The following is a 16,683-nucleotide window of genomic DNA, read 5'->3' on the forward strand; positions in this document are numbered from 1 at the left end:
TATGAGTTTTGATGTTTTGTATTAAAAAATGTCAAAGTGAGAGTTCGCTAATTTTATAAGCTAGATTCAATGGTGGATTAACGGTAGATTATGCTAATCTATTTTGAATTTTTGAGTTAGATCAATATTAATGACGGAATCAGCAATACAAATAATTCACCAAAATATTCATCAGCGTCAGTCTATTGGCCAATTAGTTGAGCCAGCTCCAAGTACAGAGCAATTAGAGTTAGCTTTCCAAGCAGCTTTGACTGCTCCAGATCATCATAGACTTAAGCCAACCCGTTTTGTGGTTGTTTCAGGCGAACAACGTGGTGCTTTTGGTGAAGTTTTAGCAAAGGCTCTAGCAGATTTAGGTGAAACTGATCCCGCTCAACTCGACCGTGTTAAACAACATCCTTTTCGCGCACCATTACTCATTTTAGCGCTTACACAACTACAAGATCACCCGAAAGTGCCGCATTTCGAACAAATCTTAAGTACGGGTGCTGCAGTACAAAATCTTTTATTATCTCTACAAGCTCAAGGTTTTTCGACCATGTGGCGTAGTGGTGCAGTTGTCGAATCAAATTGGTTAAAACAGCATTTAGGTCTGCAACCTCGTGATTTAATTTCAGGTATTATTTACGTAGGCACAGCAGCTAAAGTAATTGCACCGCGTGCAGATATTGAAAGTAAAGAATTCGTAAAAGTTTGGCAGGCTTAAACGTCTGTAGAAGTAAGAAATAGGATAATAAAAGATGGCTGAATTTAAGTTTACAGATTTGGTGGAACCTGTTGCGGTTGATAAAAAAACTGCTTTACGTATTACCGTTCTAGGGGGAGGAAGCTTTGGAACGGCTATGGCAAATTTAGCTGCACGTAACGGTTGCGATACCATGATCTGGATTCGTGACGCCGAAACAGCTGAGGAAATTAATAAAACACACATTAATAAACGTTATTTGCCAGATTTTATTTTAGAGTCATCATTACGCGCTGTGTCTGATCTTGAGCAAGCCGTGTGTGACCGAGATATTATTTTAGTTGCAATTCCAAGTCACTCATTCCGTGATGTCTTAAAACAAATCGCTCCTTATATTACTGCACAAGCGGTTGTGTCTTTAACCAAGGGTGTTGAAGCTAAAACTTTCAGCTTCATGAGCGATATTATTCGTGAAGAATTACCTGAAGTTCCTTATGGTGTGCTATCAGGTCCAAACCTTGCAAAAGAAATTATGGCAGGTATGCCGTCCGGCACCGTGATTGCCAGTGATTCCGAGTTAGTTCGTTATGCTGTGCAACATGCTCTGCATAGTGCTTTATTCCGTGTTTTTGGTAGTGATGATGTACATGGAGTGGAGTTAGGTGGTGCGCTTAAAAATATTTATGCGGTTGCAATGGGAATTGGTGCCGCTTACAAAATTGGTGAAAACACCAAGAGTATGATTTTAACGCGTGCTTTGGCTGAGATGAGCCGTTTTGCAGTAAAACAAGGTGCAAATCCGCTTACATTCTTGGGGTTGTCAGGTGTTGGTGATTTATTCGCGACTTGTAATAGTCCTTTAAGCCGTAATTATCAGATTGGTTATGCTTTAGGTTCGGGTAAAACGCTGGATCAGGCAAGTAAAGAGTTGGGGCAGACAGCAGAAGGCATTAATACAATTGTTCAGGTGCGTGGTAAAGCAGAAGAACTAGATGTTTATATGCCTATCACTAACGCTTTATATGAAGTTATTTTCGAAGGGGCGCCTCCTTTAAATATTGCTTTATCTCTTATGAAAAACGGACACCGTAGTGATGTTGAATTTGTTTTACCTCATCACGAAGTCTGAAGAAGAAATGTCATAAATTGTGGTTATAATGCAGGAATTATTAACAAGGAAAATTTATGCAACTGACATTGGTTCGCCATGGGGAAGCCGCTCCACCTGTAAATGGTAACGACACTAAACGCCCTCTTACTGCTCGTGGACATGCTCAAGCAGAACAGACAGCAACATTTTTAAAAGATATTGTTAAGCCTGATATTTTTGTAGTTAGTCCTTTGTTGCGTGCTCAAGAGACATTGGCACATATTCAAGCGTACTTTAAAGATGTGCCTGTGTTGTTATGCGATAAAATTAAACCGGATGATAACGCCAAAGAGGCAGTCGAGTGGTTGTCTCAGATTCCTTATGAGTCAATTGTGGTCGTGTGTCATATGAATGTAGTAGGGCATATTGCTGAACTGCTGACCCATGAAAACTTTAATCCATTTGCGTTGGCTGAAGCTCGAATTTATGATCAGGCTGTGATTGCAACTGGTTTATCAACACAAAAAAATAGTTTTATACCCACAATATAAATAAAAAGGTTATTTAGCCCATTATGCTGTATTTATGGATGCCTGAAACCAATGGAATATGGCATTGGTCTAACGGAGAAAACTGGTTGCAGGCTGAAAGCCTCGATCAATTAATACAAGACCTACAATTGCACCAAGGAAAAGAGGCTGTTGTCTTTTTTCCTAGTCGTCATGCTCAGGTATTCCAGCAACAAATAGCAAAGTCTCATTACAAGCAACTCGGGGCAGATGGTGTTAAATATTTGCTTGAAGAGTTTGTAACTTTGCCTATTGATCACATGAAAGTAGTTCATCATTTTCATGCTGATCAATTAACAATATTGGGCGTTGCAAAAACTACTGTGGAAACATGGCAACATGCGATGAATTTGTTGCCAATCAAGCTGGTTGCTTTGTTGCCAGACTTTTTGATTTTGCCAGAACCACAAGAGCACCAAGTTATCCTGTGTAATATTGACCAAAAATTACTGGCGCGCGAAAGTAAATGGGTGGGTAACTCACTAGATGATTTGGGTTTGTTTTTGGAATTCCAGCCAGTTGAAACAAACTATCAATATAGTGGATTAACGACAGAACAATTAGAAAGCTTAGAAGCAGCTTCTAGTGTTGAGCAACGTTCAGAATTTTTTTATCAGTTTCAGGGCTTAGATAAACCTAAACAGCATCCTTTTAACGTTTTACCAAAAGCCAAAGGGCAAGAGCAAACGGTTTCTGGGTACTGGAAAGCATGTGCGGTTATTGTTTTAGCAATCATTGTGGTTCAGTTTAGCTATGATTTGTTGCGTTGGGTAAAATTAAGAAATGTAGCAAATCAAACAGCTGAGCAGACAATTGAGCAATATAAATATTGGTTTGGTCCTTCTAGTCGCGTAAATGAACAAAATATAAAAAGCCAATTTGAAAGTCATTTAAGAATGAGTAAACAAGGCGATACACAAGCACTTTCTTTATTGAGTCGTGTTGGACCTATTTTGATGCAAAGACAAATTTTAGCTCAGCAATTAAATTATGATGCTTCTACACTAACCATGGCCTTGAAAGCAAAATCGGCAGATGATTTGCAAGCTTTAACACAGCAGCTTAATCAGCAAGGATTTAAGGCGGAGTTAGGTAATGTTCAAGCCGATGGTGGTGGGGCTATTGGGGTGGTGAAAATACAATAATGAAAATGTTAGCTCAATTGCAAAACCGCTTTGATCAGTGGATCGAACAAGTTAATCAATATTTAGACCGTTTGACTGTCCGTGAACGTATCATGGTAGTCTTTACTACAATTTTTGTTGTAGTGGCTATTATTGGGGCTTCACTTTGGAAAATGCATTCCTTAGCAGAACAGCAGCAACAGCGCTTAAATGATTTAAAAGATTTGATGGTGTGGATGCAAAGTAATGCAGTCACTATGAAACCTGCGAGTGAGCTTGAGCTGGGGCAGGCAGAAAAAATACAACGTGTAGCTCAACAGCAAGGTTTAACGGTTACTTCTCAGCAAAATGGCGAGCAGTTACAAATTATTGTTACTCATCAGAATTACGCAATTTTAGCTAACTTTTTAACCCAACTGGCACAAATGGCCTTAAGTATTGAAAAAATGGAAATGGTTTCAAGTGAAGGTCAGATTAAATTAACAGCGACGGTTCAATAACATATTAAAATATGCTGGTCTTAAGCATGGTGTTTTGTGCTCCCTGTGCCTATAATATGCCTACCTAAAATCAGTATATTGTGATTGGTATGTTATATTCACTTGCTCGCCCGATGTTGTTTAGTTTAGCACCAGAGCGTGCCCATGAATTAACATTATCTATGCTTGATAAAGCGCATAAGTTCGGCCTACTTCGTCAGAGCGTAGAGGCGAAACCGACGACTTGTATGGGAATTGAATTTCCAAATCCAGTAGGTTTGGCAGCCGGTCTTGATAAAAATGGTGCACACATTGATGCTTTAGCTGGGTTAGGGTTCGGTTTTATTGAAATTGGAACCATTACACCTCGTCCTCAATCGGGTAATCCGCAGCCGCGCTTATTCCGTATTCCTGAAGCTCAAGCCATTATTAACCGTATGGGGTTCAATAATGATGGTGTTGATAAGCTGATTGAAAATGTCAAAGCTTCAAAGTTTAAAGGAATTTTAGGCATTAATATTGGTAAGAATGCTGATACTCCTGTAGAAAAAGCTGTTGATGATTACCTGATTTGCCTTGAGAAAGTGTATAACTACGCTTCTTATATTACCGTTAATATTTCATCTCCAAATACTAAGAACTTAAGAAGTTTACAAAGTGGTGATGCATTAACTGAACTATTGCAAACCTTAAAAGAAAGACAACTTGAGCTAGCTGAACAAAATAATCACTATGTTCCTTTGGTTCTGAAAGTTGCACCTGATTTAACAGCGGAAGATGTTGAATTTATTGCAGCGCAGTTAGTGCAGTTTAAAATTGATGGCTTGATCGTTACTAATACGACCTTATCAAGAGAAGGTGTAGAAAATCTTCCTTATGGTAATGAGTCGGGCGGTTTATCAGGCGCACCTGTTTTTGAAAAAAGTACCGAATGCTTACGTTTGTTTGCCCAAACATTAAAAGGACAAATCCCGTTAATTGGCGTGGGTGGAATTTTGTCGGGTGAACAGGCAGCAGTCAAACAGCAAGCTGGAGCAACATTAGTACAGATCTATAGTGGGCTAATTTATACAGGTCCTATTTTAGTGAAACAATGTGTTGCAGCTATGTCTTAAGTGAATATGAACACAATTGATATCATTATTCTGATACTTTTGCTCATTGGGGGGCTAAACGGTTTGCGACAAGGATTTATTAAAGCCTTTGCGAACTTGGTAGGATGGGTCATTGCATTAATTATGGGTGCAAAATATGCTGTCCTTCTTGCTCCGTCTATGTCGGGTTTAAGTCATGATCCAGTTGTTCAGAAAATTGCAGCTTTTGCATTTATAGCGCTTTTGATCATTGTTTTAACATGGATCGTCTCTGCATTTTTAAATGGCCTCTTGAAAAGTCTGAAATTGGGGCCATTAAATCGTTTAGCAGGTGGTGCTTTTGGTTCTTTAAAGGGCTTGTTGGTTGTACTAATTACAATGCAGGGTGTAGGGCCTTGGGTTGAGAGTTCACCACACTGGAAACAGTCCAAATTTATACAGTTTTTATTGCCTTATGCGCCTTTGGCTACCGAGTTGTCTAAAGATGCTGCAAGTGAGGCATTTCATCAAATAACATCTGGAGGTAGTGCATCAGGTACTCCTTCAAAACCAATGGACGAATCGGAAGATTTAGAAAACCGATCCGACCATTCGACAAAGAATCCTTTTTATTAATTCCTAGCTTGTCTGCGAGGTTGCTATGTGTGGAGTTGTTGGTATAGCCGGTAAATCGCCAGTGAACCAAATGTTGTTTGATGCTTTAACGATGTTGCAACATCGTGGGCAAGATGCAGCTGGAATAGTAACCTGCCATGAAGGCCGTCTTTTCCTTCGTAAGGATAACGGTATGGTGCGTGATGTCTTTCATACTCGTCATATGAGAGCATTACTTGGTAATTATGGTATTGGCCATGTACGTTACCCAACTGCTGGTTCTGCGAGCAGTGCTGAAGCACAACCATTTTATGTAAACTCACCTTACGGTATTACGCTTGCACATAATGGTAACTTGACCAATGCAGAAGAAATTCATGATGATCTGTTTAAAACAGATTTACGTCATATGAATACTGATTCTGACTCAGAAGTTCTTTTAAACGTGTTCGCGCATGAATTACAGAAGAAAGGCACTTTAAATCCTACCCCTGACGATATTTTTCACACGGTTTCTCGTGTGCATGAGCGTTGCCAAGGTGCGTATGGGGTAGTAGCAATGATTACTGGTCATGGTTTGGTTGGTTTCCGTGATCCGAATGGTATTCGCCCACTTATTTACGGTTCGCGTGTAACTGAACAAGGTGAGATGGAATACATCATTGCTTCTGAATCGGTTGCTATTACTGCTCTTGGTTTCAAAATTGAGCGTGATATTGAACCGGGTGAAGCAATTTTCATCAATGCAAATGGCGAGTTGTTCTCTAAGCAATGTGCTGCTAATCCTAAATACCGTCCATGTATTTTTGAATACGTTTATTTTGCTCGTCCTGATGCGATTATTGATGGAATCTCAGTTTATAAAGCACGTTTAAAAATGGGTGAAAAGCTTGCTCATAAAATTTTACGTGACTGGGGCGAGGACCACGATATTGATGTGGTGATTCCAATTCCAGATACGAGCCGTACTTCAGCTTTAGAACTTGCAAATATTCTAGGTGTGAAGTTCCGTGAAGGTTTTATGAAAAACCGTTATATCGGCCGTACCTTTATTATGCCAGGTCAACAGCAACGTAAAAAATCTGTACGTCAGAAATTAAACCCTGTTGAGTTAGAATTCAAAGGTAAGAACGTTCTATTGGTGGATGACTCTATTGTACGTGGTACAACGTGTAATGAGATTATTCAGATGGCACGTGATTCTGGTGCAAAAAAAGTATACTTTGCGTCAGCAGCACCGAAAGTAATGTATCCAAACGTTTACGGTATTGATATGCCTGCTAAAGCTGAGCTTATTGCTTCAGAACGCAGCGTGGAAGAGATCCAAGAAATTATTGGTGCTGATCGTTTGATTTTCCAAGAATTGGAAGACTTGAAAAATGCTGTACGTACCAGCAAAGTGCCTGACTTAACTGAGTTCGATTGCTCAGTATTTGATGGAATCTACGTAACAGGTGATATTGATGGTAACTATCTAAATAATTTGGAGCAGAAGCGTAATGACTCTGCTAAGAAGAAAAAAGATGGTTATATTGACGTTAATGTCGATGCTGCTTCTGTAGATTTAACAGGCATCAAAGAAGAATAGAAATAGCCGAAAAAAGCGGGTATTTCCCGCTTTTTTCTTTTATGATGAAACCTAACAATGTAATTGGGAATATTTACATTGAAAGAAGTAAGCCACTATCTCATCGAAAATAAAAATATGGCATGGTCCATCACTATGTGTTTGGTTGCTGTGCTGCTTACTATTTTTATCTTAAATTTAATTTTAGGTTTACTCGTTCATTTTTTTGATTATAGCCAGCCAATTTGGTGGCATACCTTAAGTCCTTACTTCGTTGCCCTATTACTTTTTATTATGGTTTGGTCGGTAGTTACTGAACTTTATATCCTGCGTAAAGGTGGGCACTCTTTAGCAAAACAACTTAAAGCACGTCGTTTGGTAAAAGAGGAGAGTACTCCCGAAGAACTCGCGGCATTAAAAATTACAGAACACTTAGCCCAAAATTTTTCACTTAAAGTTCCAACTGTATATGTATTACCTGATGAAGTTGGTGTAAATGCACTTACGGCAGGTTTTCATCCCAAAGATATCGTAATTATTCTGACATGGGGTGCTTTACAGAATCTGGATAAGCTTGAGTTATATGGTTTATTGGGCCATGAGTTTAACCAGATTTTATCTGGTGAGGCTGTTGAGAATACAAAATTAAAGATTTTATATAGTGGCTTAACAACTTTTAGTCAGTGGGGTAGTAAATTAGCCAAGCAAGGTTTTAAGCGCTATAGCCCGGGTTATAAACATAAATTTGAAACTGTTTTTGTTGCGGTGGGTGGAGTCATTTGGTTGGCTGGAAGCCTAGGTGTACTGATTACTCGCTTTATTAAATATTTGACTTTGAGTGGGCGCACATTTCGTAATGACCAAAAAACAGTACGACTATTAAAAAATAATGCGAATACCCAAACTTTGTTGCGTATTTATGTTCACCATTCTGGTTCGCAAATTCATAGTGCTTATTCTGAATCAATCGCACATATGTGTTTTGCTAACTCCCTTAGCCCACAAAGCTGGATGAATATTCACCCGAGTATTCGTGAACGTATTTATGAGTTAAATCCTACTTTGCTACAAGATTTACAATTAGAAAATTTAAAGAAACTTCGCAACCGTCCGTTGTTTAGCTTATTTCATTTCTTAGAAGAATCTGAGAAAGAAATTTATATTCCGTGGTCATCTCCACAGCCTTTACCTTTATTAAGGTTGTCACCAATTAGTTTTGCATTAAATGATGCCATTAAGCCCCTGAGTAGTGATGTACGTCGAAATAAAAAGCGTCCTGAATTAATTCAGCGAGCACTACAAACTGCGACTGGTTCACGTGAAGTGATGGTTGCTATTTTGATGATTCGCCAATATCGGGAATTCATTCCAAAAGATGCACCTGTGAGTCATGCCATTATCGATGCATTATTGAATTTGGATGGGCGTATTCATATTCAAATATTTCATGATGCTTGTAAAAATATTGGGCATATACCTGCAAGTATTGCGCGGCAATTTCTTACTAAGCTAGCGCTCATTATTCAAGAAGATGGTGAAATTGGATTGTTAGATGCACTTTTATTGGAGCGGGTTAAACATGAATTGAATTTGATGCCGTTACATTTGCCGACTGCATTTGAAGAAGTGAAACCTCAAATTGTTCGTTTGATTGATGCTTTGCTTCATGTTCAGCAAATTAATAGCCCAAATCAATTAGAAGTGCGTGAGCGCATTTTACGTTCGCTGCTCAATCCTGATGAAATGTATATCTATGATGAAATTTCAGATGAGCCATTAGATCTGGCTGAAATTTTAAATGATATTGCTGGTTTATTATTACGTGACCGTCTAAGTATTCTAGCTATTGCAGAAATGTGTTTGTGGAGCGACCGTATTATCACGCAAGATGAACTCGATGTGCTTGAATTGCTTTATTGGCGTTTTGGCTTTGAGACAGAAGAAATTGTGGATCAAATGCAAAAGAGAAATAGTGTGATGATTATTTAAAAGACATATACGATTATAAAAACATCTGAATGAAATAAAACACTGAAAAAAAAACTGAAGCCCGTTAGAATGTAGATAGAGTAGAGGTATTGATTTACAGATGATTGGGCAGCAAAGAAATATATTGGCAACTTTAGGAATTGATGTATGGATTCCTAAGACACAGGTGTGCCAAAAAAATAATGCTCAAAGTCTCTGGCGAGATCAAGCTGCGCCAGAAGGTGAACCAATTATATTGCCTTCTAAGAACAATCCAGTTGTTGAGCAACCGACAAAACCACAAGTCAACGAAGTTCCAAAAGTTGAACCTGAAATTGCGGTACCACTTCCAGTAGAAGTTCCGCCTGTTGTGTCGCCTCGTACTGAAGTACAAGCTCCAGTGGTTACGATTGCTTCATTTGAGTTACAGGCTTTTGCGCTTGAAAAATGCGTTATTTTTTTAGATGTTACCAATTTAAGTGAAGAAGAAAAGCAGCTTTGGAATAACATTCAAAAAGCAAAAATAGGACAATATGCTGAACTAAAATGGCCGTTCCCTTTAGCTAACTATCAAGATCAACGTGGTGCAGGTTCATATATTCAAGGATTTTTAGATGCTGTCGCAGCAGACAAGAAAATCTTGTGCCTTGGGGAATGTTCTTATATTCAACATGCCAATATTATTCATTTGGCGAGTTTAAAAGAGATGTTGGAGAAACCACTCCTTAAAAAAAGGTTATGGCAATTAATGCAAGATAACAACGAGTAGTAGGGATTTACATGAAAAAAGTTGTAGTTTTTAGCCAAATTGATGAAGAAATTTTGTCTCGATTACAACAGGATTATCATGTTGTGGTTCTTAATCCAAAACTGGGTGATATTAATGAGCAAATTCGCCAACAAGTTGTAGATGCTGATGGGATGATTGGTGCTGGTCGACTTCTTAATGAAAGTAATCTTGCGCCTGCTCAAAAACTCAAAATTATTTCATCTGTAACAGTTGGCTATGACAATTATGATGTGGCTTATCTAAACCAAAGAAAAATCTGGTTATCAAATACCCCTCATGTTTTAACTGAAACAACGGCTGATCTTGCTTTTACATTATTACTAAGCGCTGCTAGAAAAGTTCCTTTTCTTGATCATTGGACTAAACAAGGTGAATGGAAAAGAACTGTTGGGCCTCAGCAGTTTGGTTTAGATGTTTTTGGAAAGACCCTAGGAATTATTGGGCTTGGTAATATTGGTGCTGCAATTGCACGCCGTGGTTTTTATGGATTTAACATGAATATTGTTTACCATAACCGCCGTGAAAAACCTGAATTGGCAGAGCCTTTAAAAGCACAATATCTTGGTTTAGATGAGTTATTGCAAGAGTCTGATTTTGTAGTAACCGCAGTTGATTTAAATAATGAATCGAAAGCTTTGATGGGGAAAGCTCAATTTGAGCTTATGCAAAAGCACGCCATTTTTATTAATATTGCGCGTGGTTCAGTGGTTGATGAGCAAGCATTGATTGAGGCTTTACAAAGCGGGGAAATCTTTGGAGCTGGTTTGGATGTATATGAAAAAGAACCTTTACAAGATTCGGAGTTTTTTAAACTGCCAAATGTAGTTACTTTGCCTCATGTAGGATCTGCGACTGCAGAGACCCGTAAAAAAATGGCAAATCTTGCTTATAAAAATCTAGTTGAAGCTTTGGAGGATAAAACTCCTAGATATTTGGTAAACCCAAACTTTGCATAAGTGATTAATAACACTTCATTGCAAAACTAAGCGATCTCGAGTGATATATTAAAAGTCTATTGATTGAACATAATTTTTTATGTTTTATATCAGTAGACTTTTTTGATGGTTTAATTTTACTAGAGAAAAACTTTTGAGATTTTTGCCAATTATTTTAAGTACGGCTTTTATAACAAATGCTTCGTACGCACAGCCTTTCGATCCTCAGCCTTCTGCAAATCAAGTAGAAATTCCAAATATTGGAAGTGGGATTGGTTTGCTTGATCAACAAAAAGAAAAATTTATTGGCGAAAAAGTTTTTCGTGAAGTCCACAAACAAATGCCTGTTATTCAGGATGTTTGGTTAGAAGATCAATTTTTTCAGGTATTTTCTAGTATTTTAAGTGAAACTCAGCTTGGGCAGCCGATTGGTCTAGTCGTGATTAAAGATCCACAAATCAATGCTTTTGCTGTCCCGGGCGGCTTATTTGCGCTCAATACAGGGCTTATTGCCTCAGCACGAAATATTGATGAAATTGCTGGTGTTATGGCGCATGAAATTGCGCATGTATCGCAAAGACATTTTAGTCGCTCTGAAGAAGCCTTTAAAGGTCAAACACTGCTAAGTCTAGCAGGGCTTTTAGCGGGGGTGGCTATAGCTGCGCAGGGTGGTGGCGATGCCGGTGCAGCAGTGATGCTTGGAACCCAGGCTGCACTCATGGATAAGCAATTAACATATAGTCGAAATCAAGAGCGTGAAGCAGACCGTATTGGTATGCAATATATGTATGCGGCAGGTTATAACCCTCAAAGTATGGCTGATTACTTTGAAACAATGCATAGAGCTACAAGTCGGGTAAGTTTTTTACCGGATTTCTGGTTGACTCATCCATTGACGACTGAGCGTATGAGTGAAGCTAGGCTGCGTGCAAACCAGCTGCCTAGAGTTAAAAATCGTATATATGATGCAGATTTTGAAATTTTAAAATGGTACACCATGGTGGTTGCCAATCAGGCCACTGAAAACCAACTACAAAGTTTGGCGTCCCAAAAAAATATTGCTGGTCTGATTGCTTTAGCGGCATTTTACACAAGACAAGGTGATTATGTGCAAGCGCAATCTACTCTAGATCAAGCGAAATCTAGTGGAAAGCCTCTTGTCACATTGTTGCAGACAGATATTTATCTTGGCCAAAACAAGCTAGATCAAGCTTATACTACTATTGCTGCTACACAAATGACGATGCCTGAAAATAAAGCTTTTAGTTATAAGTTGGCTGAGGTGCTGCTACGACAGGGTAAGTTTGCGCAAGTTCAAACCTTGGTTCAAAGATTTATTAATAAGAATCCAAGAGATATACAAGGTTGGCAATTTTTACAGCAAGCTGCAAATTTGGATAAGAATGGACCTTTAAGAGCGGTTAATGTTCTACGCTATCGGGCTGAAGCAGAATATTGGTCAGGTAGTGAGGAAAATGCAATTAAATCAATGTTGCATGCTCAGCGATTGGCAAAAGATAATCAAGCAATGTCGGCAAGAATAGACAGTCGTTTGAAACAAATGCAAGATGAGCGACGAATGAAAATTTAAGGTCTAGGATGACTTAGGAATTTTCACAGGCATAAATATATTTAAACTTACGAGAAAGTTTAATTTAAGGGTATATAAGAAGAGAGGGAATTAAGCTAATTTAGCTTTAATTTTTGCTGAAACTTGAGCAGGATCGGCACGCCCGGCTATGATCGGACGTAGAGAATTCATCACCTTACCCATATCTTTCATGCTAGTTGCTTCTTGAGCAGCAATCGTTTGCTCAATGATAGAATCAAGCTCTTCCTCAGTCATAGCTTCTGGTAGAAACTGAGAGATAATCTCAGCTTCGGCTTGTTCTTTACTAGCTAAATCATTACGACCAGCACCTTCAAAGGCTTTGATCGATTCTTTACGTTGTTTAATTTGCTTTTCAATGACCGCAAGAACCTGAGCGTCGTCAAGCTCTTTGCGCTCATCGACTTCGATTTGCTTAATTGCCGCTTGTAGACTACGCAAAACCGTCACTGTTGCCATATCTTTGGCACGCATAGAAGTTTTTAATGCATCAGTAATTTGGTTTTTTAAAGTAGTCATAATTCAGCAGTCAATCACAAATTAATTAGTAAAGGCGAGTAGTACGTACAGATTCGCGAGCCAATTTCTTTTGGTAGCGTTTAACTGCTGCAGCTTTTTTGCGCTTACGTTCTTGAGTTGGTTTTTCGTAGAATTCGCGTTTACGAACGTCAGCTAAAACACCAGCTTTTTCGCATGAACGTTTGAAACGACGGATAGCTACGTCAACTGGTTCGCCTTCTTTCAACTTAACTTGTGGCATGTAAAATCCTCTAGATTATGGATAAGATCAGGCACACCATTGCGCCGGATCACAAGTGAAGGTCAGTATTTTACTCATTTACAACTCATATCACAAGTCTATAATAGCGATTGCAATATTTTGACTCATATAAAAGGCAGTTTTGATGATTGTTTTAGGCTTGGAAACTTCTTGTGATGAAACAGGGTTGGCACTTTATGATAGCGAACTCGGCTTACGGGGACAGGTTCTTTATAGCCAGATTAAACTTCATGCCGAATATGGTGGAGTAGTACCTGAACTTGCTTCTCGTGACCATGTTCGTAAATTAATTCCTTTAATGAATCAATTACTTGAACAAAGTGGTGTAACAAAACAAGAGATTGATGCGGTTGCCTATACGCGTGGTCCTGGCTTAATGGGAGCATTAATGACAGGTGCATTGTTTGGCAGAACTTTAGCTTTTTCTTTAAATAAACCTGCAATTGGTGTTCACCATATGGAAGGTCACATGCTGGCCCCATTACTTTCAAGTCAACCACCTGAATTTCCATTTGTAGCATTGTTAGTTTCAGGTGGACATACACAATTGATGGCAGCCCACGCTATTGGTCAATATGAACTATTGGGTGAGTCTATTGATGATGCTGCGGGCGAAGCTTTTGATAAAGTTGCCAAAATGATGAGCTTGCCATATCCAGGTGGGCCAAATATCGCAAAACTTGCATTATCTGGTGATCCATTAGCATTTGAGTTTCCAAGACCTATGCTTCATCAAGGCTTGGATTTTTCTTTTAGTGGCTTAAAAACAGCTGTTTCTGTTCAATTGAAAAAATTGAATGGCGAAAATCGTGACGCTGATATTGCTGCTTCATTCCAAGAAGCAATTGTAGATACTTTGGTAAAAAAATCAGTAAAAGCTTTAAAGCAAACTGGACTTAAACGTTTAGTGATTGCAGGTGGAGTTAGCGCCAATTTAAGACTACGCGAGCAATTAGAAACCTCTTTGGCGAAAATTAAAGCGCAAGTTTATTATGCAGAGCCTGCTTTATGTACTGATAATGGAGCAATGATTGCTTTTGCTGGTTATCAGCGTTTAAAAGCAGGTCAGCATGATGGTTTAGCTGTAACGACCACACCAAGATGGCCGATGACTGAACTCACTATTCCTGAGTAAAATTATTCATCGTCAAAGGACTGTTGGCTTTCGATATCAATGTATTCGATATAACCACGGCCTTGTACTTCATTACCAAAATAATGACCTGTAAATATATAGCTACTCGCATAACCTCGCCCATGACCATAACGGAATGGGCAGTCAATTTCTGCCTGAATGTTTAAGATGATTTGCTTTGCCTCATTTCTAGCGATCCAAGAAAAATATTTTGGAAGTCGCATTTTTTGCCCAGTAGGTGAAACAAAGTCATCAACTTGATGCGAAATAATATCAAAGCTTACATCTGTATAAATTTCAGCTGGCTGGTCCAGATGTCTAATATGCAGGGTATATGCAGCTGTTTGTCCTGCAATATCGGCTTTGGTAAGAAGAAGCTGAGTGGTTTCATTTAAATTGATGATTTGATAAGTGAAAAAATCAAGTGGCAGTTTATATACATCAGGAATAAGTTTATTTGTGAGGGAATGAGGACCAACTGCTCGAGCATATTCGTAAGTGCAGAGTCCTTGGCTTTCAATGCGTTCTGCTTGATAGTTTAGAAAACCTTTAAACTTTGCCAATAAACTAAAGTGATCATAGATTGGTGTTTTTATAAACCATGAAACATGTGAAGTGATATCGATATCAAAGTCGAAATCAAATCCATCATAATGACCATTAATGTGAATTTGAGGGAATTTACCTTGAATTGAAATTTCTTGACCTAGTTCTATTAAGCTCCCATCTTTATTAATTTTTGTATCTTCGGGAATGATATAGGCCTTCAATAAAGCTTGTTCCAGAGCAGCTGTGCTTGAAAAGAATGTAGCTGTTTTTCTAGGATTTCCAGTGATGATGTCATCATGGTCAAAAGCGAGTGCACCTGGTGTACCGATTAAAATCATAATATTTAAGTAACGATGCGGCTCTGGTAAAAGCGGGAAAAAGATACCGTAATGTGTCCAGCTATAATATTTTTCGTCAACTCGTGGACTGATGATATGAGCTTGAGTAAAAGGAAGAGTCGAATATTTTTTTGCTTTGTCTAAAACACCTTGTGCAAGTAATAAACTTTTACCAAGCGCTTTACTGGCTGTAGAAATTTTTGGCAATTGTTTTTTCATATATAAACCTAAAGAAGTGCTATCTTTGTTTTAGGTTATGAAAAACAACTGCCAAAGCTAAGCGGTTTATAGGCCAAAGCTAAGGCTTTGCGGGACATTTTATTTAATTGTTAGACAAATCTTTTAAGGCGTTTAAACCAATCCAATGCTTAGAAAACTGATAAGCAGCTCGACCAGAGCGCTGACCACGCATCTGACACCAACGTAGACTTTCTGCACGAACTTCATCATTGAAAGGCATGTTTGCTTTATCAAGATAATGCTCAACGATTTCTAAATATAGGTTTTGATCCATTGGATAAAAAGATAGCCATAGACCAAACCGATCTGACAAAGAGATCTTTTCTTCAATCGCTTCTTGTGGATGTAGTTCAGTATATTGGGGAACGTCCACCTTAGTTACAGGTGTATTTTCATGCATGAATTCTGGTAACAGGTGGCGACGGTTACTGGTTGCATAAATAATGAAATTACTTGAACCTGACTGTAATGAACCATCTAATACACTTTTTAGACTACGGTAATTTTCATCTTCGGCATTAAAAGCCAAGTCATCACAATAGACGATATATTTTTCAGGGCGATTTTGAATGAGTTTCTGGATTTTAGGTAAGTCTGATAAATCATCGCGTTCAATTTCAATTAAACGTAATCCCTGAGGGGCATACTCAGTGAGTAAAGCACGAACAATAGATGATTTTCCTGTACCACGTGAGCCGGTTAACAGCACATCATTTGCTGGTAAGCCATTTAAAAATTGCAAAGTATTTTGAATAATTTTTTCTTTTTGACGCTCAATGCCTTTTAAATCGTCAAGATAAATATTTTTTGGGGCATGGATAGCTTTAAGTTGCTGATTTTCCCATCTAAAAGCAGGTGCAGTAAAATCCGTCTCTTGTCGAGGTTCAGGCAAGACCTGCTGTAACTGATTTAATACAAGTGATAATGTTTGAACTAAATTGTCCGGTAAATCAATGGTAGCCATGGTAAGTCAATCATGTTAAACAGTGTTTGATAGGATACTAACACCGAAATTAATAGGCTGACAAAAACTTATTGCCTATACACTTTATCGGTTTTGCAATTGATTGAAATGTTCAGACCGAGCATAGTGTTGTGATGTCTATTCAGTAAAATCATCTGGGAAGATGAGGACG

At 38.5% G+C, this 16,683-nt stretch carries 17 protein-coding genes; 13 read left to right on the top strand and 4 right to left on the bottom strand.

Translation table 11 applies throughout. From position 1 onward, the window contains the following. Window positions 1–130: 130 nt before the first annotated feature. The 12 genes from H7R46_RS05985 to H7R46_RS06040 all read left to right on the top strand — a co-directional run bounded on the left by H7R46_RS05985 (window position 131) and on the right by H7R46_RS06040 (window position 12,486). The gene (locus H7R46_RS05985; RefSeq protein ID WP_005068321.1) at window positions 131–706 is read left to right on the top strand and encodes a nitroreductase; all 576 of its coding nucleotides are present in this window, start codon (window positions 131–133) and stop codon (window positions 704–706) included. A 34-nt stretch (window positions 707–740) separates the two neighbouring features. Then, a complete protein-coding gene (locus H7R46_RS05990) occupies window positions 741–1,814 on the top strand; it encodes an NAD(P)H-dependent glycerol-3-phosphate dehydrogenase (RefSeq protein ID WP_002115297.1) in 1,074 nt (357 codons plus the stop codon). A gap of 56 nt (window positions 1,815–1,870) precedes the next feature. Beyond that, the gene (locus tag H7R46_RS05995; RefSeq protein ID WP_005068324.1) at window positions 1,871–2,326 is read left to right on the top strand and encodes a SixA phosphatase family protein; all 456 of its coding nucleotides are present in this window, start codon (window positions 1,871–1,873) and stop codon (window positions 2,324–2,326) included. A gap of 23 nt (window positions 2,327–2,349) precedes the next feature. Continuing rightward, window positions 2,350–3,489 (top strand): type II secretion system protein GspL, encoded by a 1,140-nt coding sequence (gene gspL / locus H7R46_RS06000; protein WP_005068325.1) that lies wholly within the window; start codon window positions 2,350–2,352, stop codon window positions 3,487–3,489. Beyond that, entirely contained in the window at window positions 3,489–3,968 is a 480-nt protein-coding gene (gspM, locus tag H7R46_RS06005; RefSeq protein ID WP_005068328.1) for a type II secretion system protein GspM, read from the top strand. Before gspL ends, gspM begins: the two co-directional genes overlap by 1 nt. 89 nt (window positions 3,969–4,057) lie before the next feature. Then, the gene (locus H7R46_RS06010) at window positions 4,058–5,062 is read left to right on the top strand and encodes a quinone-dependent dihydroorotate dehydrogenase (RefSeq protein WP_005068330.1); all 1,005 of its coding nucleotides are present in this window, start codon (window positions 4,058–4,060) and stop codon (window positions 5,060–5,062) included. Between the two features lie 6 nt (window positions 5,063–5,068). Further along, window positions 5,069–5,656, top strand: a complete 588-nt coding sequence (locus H7R46_RS06015; protein WP_002115251.1) for a CvpA family protein — start codon at window positions 5,069–5,071, stop codon at window positions 5,654–5,656. 25 nt (window positions 5,657–5,681) lie between these two features. Beyond that, complete coding sequence (gene purF, locus H7R46_RS06020) at window positions 5,682–7,223, top strand: amidophosphoribosyltransferase (RefSeq protein WP_005068333.1); 1,542 nt, start codon at window positions 5,682–5,684, stop codon at window positions 7,221–7,223. Window positions 7,224–7,301: 78 nt separating this feature from the next. Next, window positions 7,302–9,191 (top strand): M48 family metalloprotease, encoded by a 1,890-nt coding sequence (locus tag H7R46_RS06025; protein WP_005068334.1) that lies wholly within the window; start codon window positions 7,302–7,304, stop codon window positions 9,189–9,191. A 100-nt stretch (window positions 9,192–9,291) separates the two neighbouring features. Continuing rightward, window positions 9,292–9,939, top strand: coding sequence for a hypothetical protein (locus H7R46_RS06030; protein WP_017480785.1), 648 nt, complete (start codon window positions 9,292–9,294; stop codon window positions 9,937–9,939). Between the two features lie 11 nt (window positions 9,940–9,950). Then, entirely contained in the window at window positions 9,951–10,916 is a 966-nt protein-coding gene (locus H7R46_RS06035) for a 2-hydroxyacid dehydrogenase (protein ID WP_086260916.1), read from the top strand. A 142-nt stretch (window positions 10,917–11,058) separates the two neighbouring features. Next, on the top strand, window positions 11,059–12,486 hold the full coding sequence (locus H7R46_RS06040) for a M48 family metalloprotease (protein ID WP_080612830.1): 1,428 nt from the start codon (window positions 11,059–11,061) through the stop codon (window positions 12,484–12,486). 90 nt (window positions 12,487–12,576) lie between these two features. Here the strand turns inward: H7R46_RS06040 and H7R46_RS06045 are convergent, their stop codons facing one another. Together H7R46_RS06045 and rpsU are read right to left on the bottom strand one after the other, a co-directional pair. After that, window positions 12,577–13,023 (bottom strand): GatB/YqeY domain-containing protein, encoded by a 447-nt coding sequence (locus H7R46_RS06045; protein WP_002115302.1) that lies wholly within the window; start codon window positions 13,021–13,023, stop codon window positions 12,577–12,579. 25 nt (window positions 13,024–13,048) lie between these two features. Then, window positions 13,049–13,264, bottom strand: coding sequence for a 30S ribosomal protein S21 (gene rpsU, locus H7R46_RS06050; RefSeq protein ID WP_001136722.1), 216 nt, complete (start codon window positions 13,262–13,264; stop codon window positions 13,049–13,051). A 145-nt stretch (window positions 13,265–13,409) separates the two neighbouring features. Between rpsU and tsaD the strand changes: the two genes are divergently transcribed. Then, on the top strand, window positions 13,410–14,420 hold the full coding sequence (tsaD, locus tag H7R46_RS06055) for a tRNA (adenosine(37)-N6)-threonylcarbamoyltransferase complex transferase subunit TsaD (protein WP_005068344.1): 1,011 nt from the start codon (window positions 13,410–13,412) through the stop codon (window positions 14,418–14,420). A 2-nt stretch (window positions 14,421–14,422) separates the two neighbouring features. Here the strand turns inward: tsaD and H7R46_RS06060 are convergent, their stop codons facing one another. Continuing rightward, window positions 14,423–15,526: a DUF6670 family protein gene (locus H7R46_RS06060; protein ID WP_005068346.1), complete on the bottom strand. Its 1,104-nt coding sequence runs from the start codon at window positions 15,524–15,526 to the stop codon at window positions 14,423–14,425. 103 nt (window positions 15,527–15,629) lie between these two features. Beyond that, complete coding sequence (locus H7R46_RS06065; protein ID WP_005068348.1) at window positions 15,630–16,511, bottom strand: ATP-binding protein; 882 nt, start codon at window positions 16,509–16,511, stop codon at window positions 15,630–15,632. Between the last annotated feature and the right edge of the window lie 172 nt (window positions 16,512–16,683).

The sequence above is a fragment of the Acinetobacter sp. BEC1-S18-ESBL-01 genome (assembly GCF_014169935.1).
Lineage (GTDB): Bacteria > Pseudomonadota > Gammaproteobacteria > Pseudomonadales > Moraxellaceae > Acinetobacter > Acinetobacter pittii.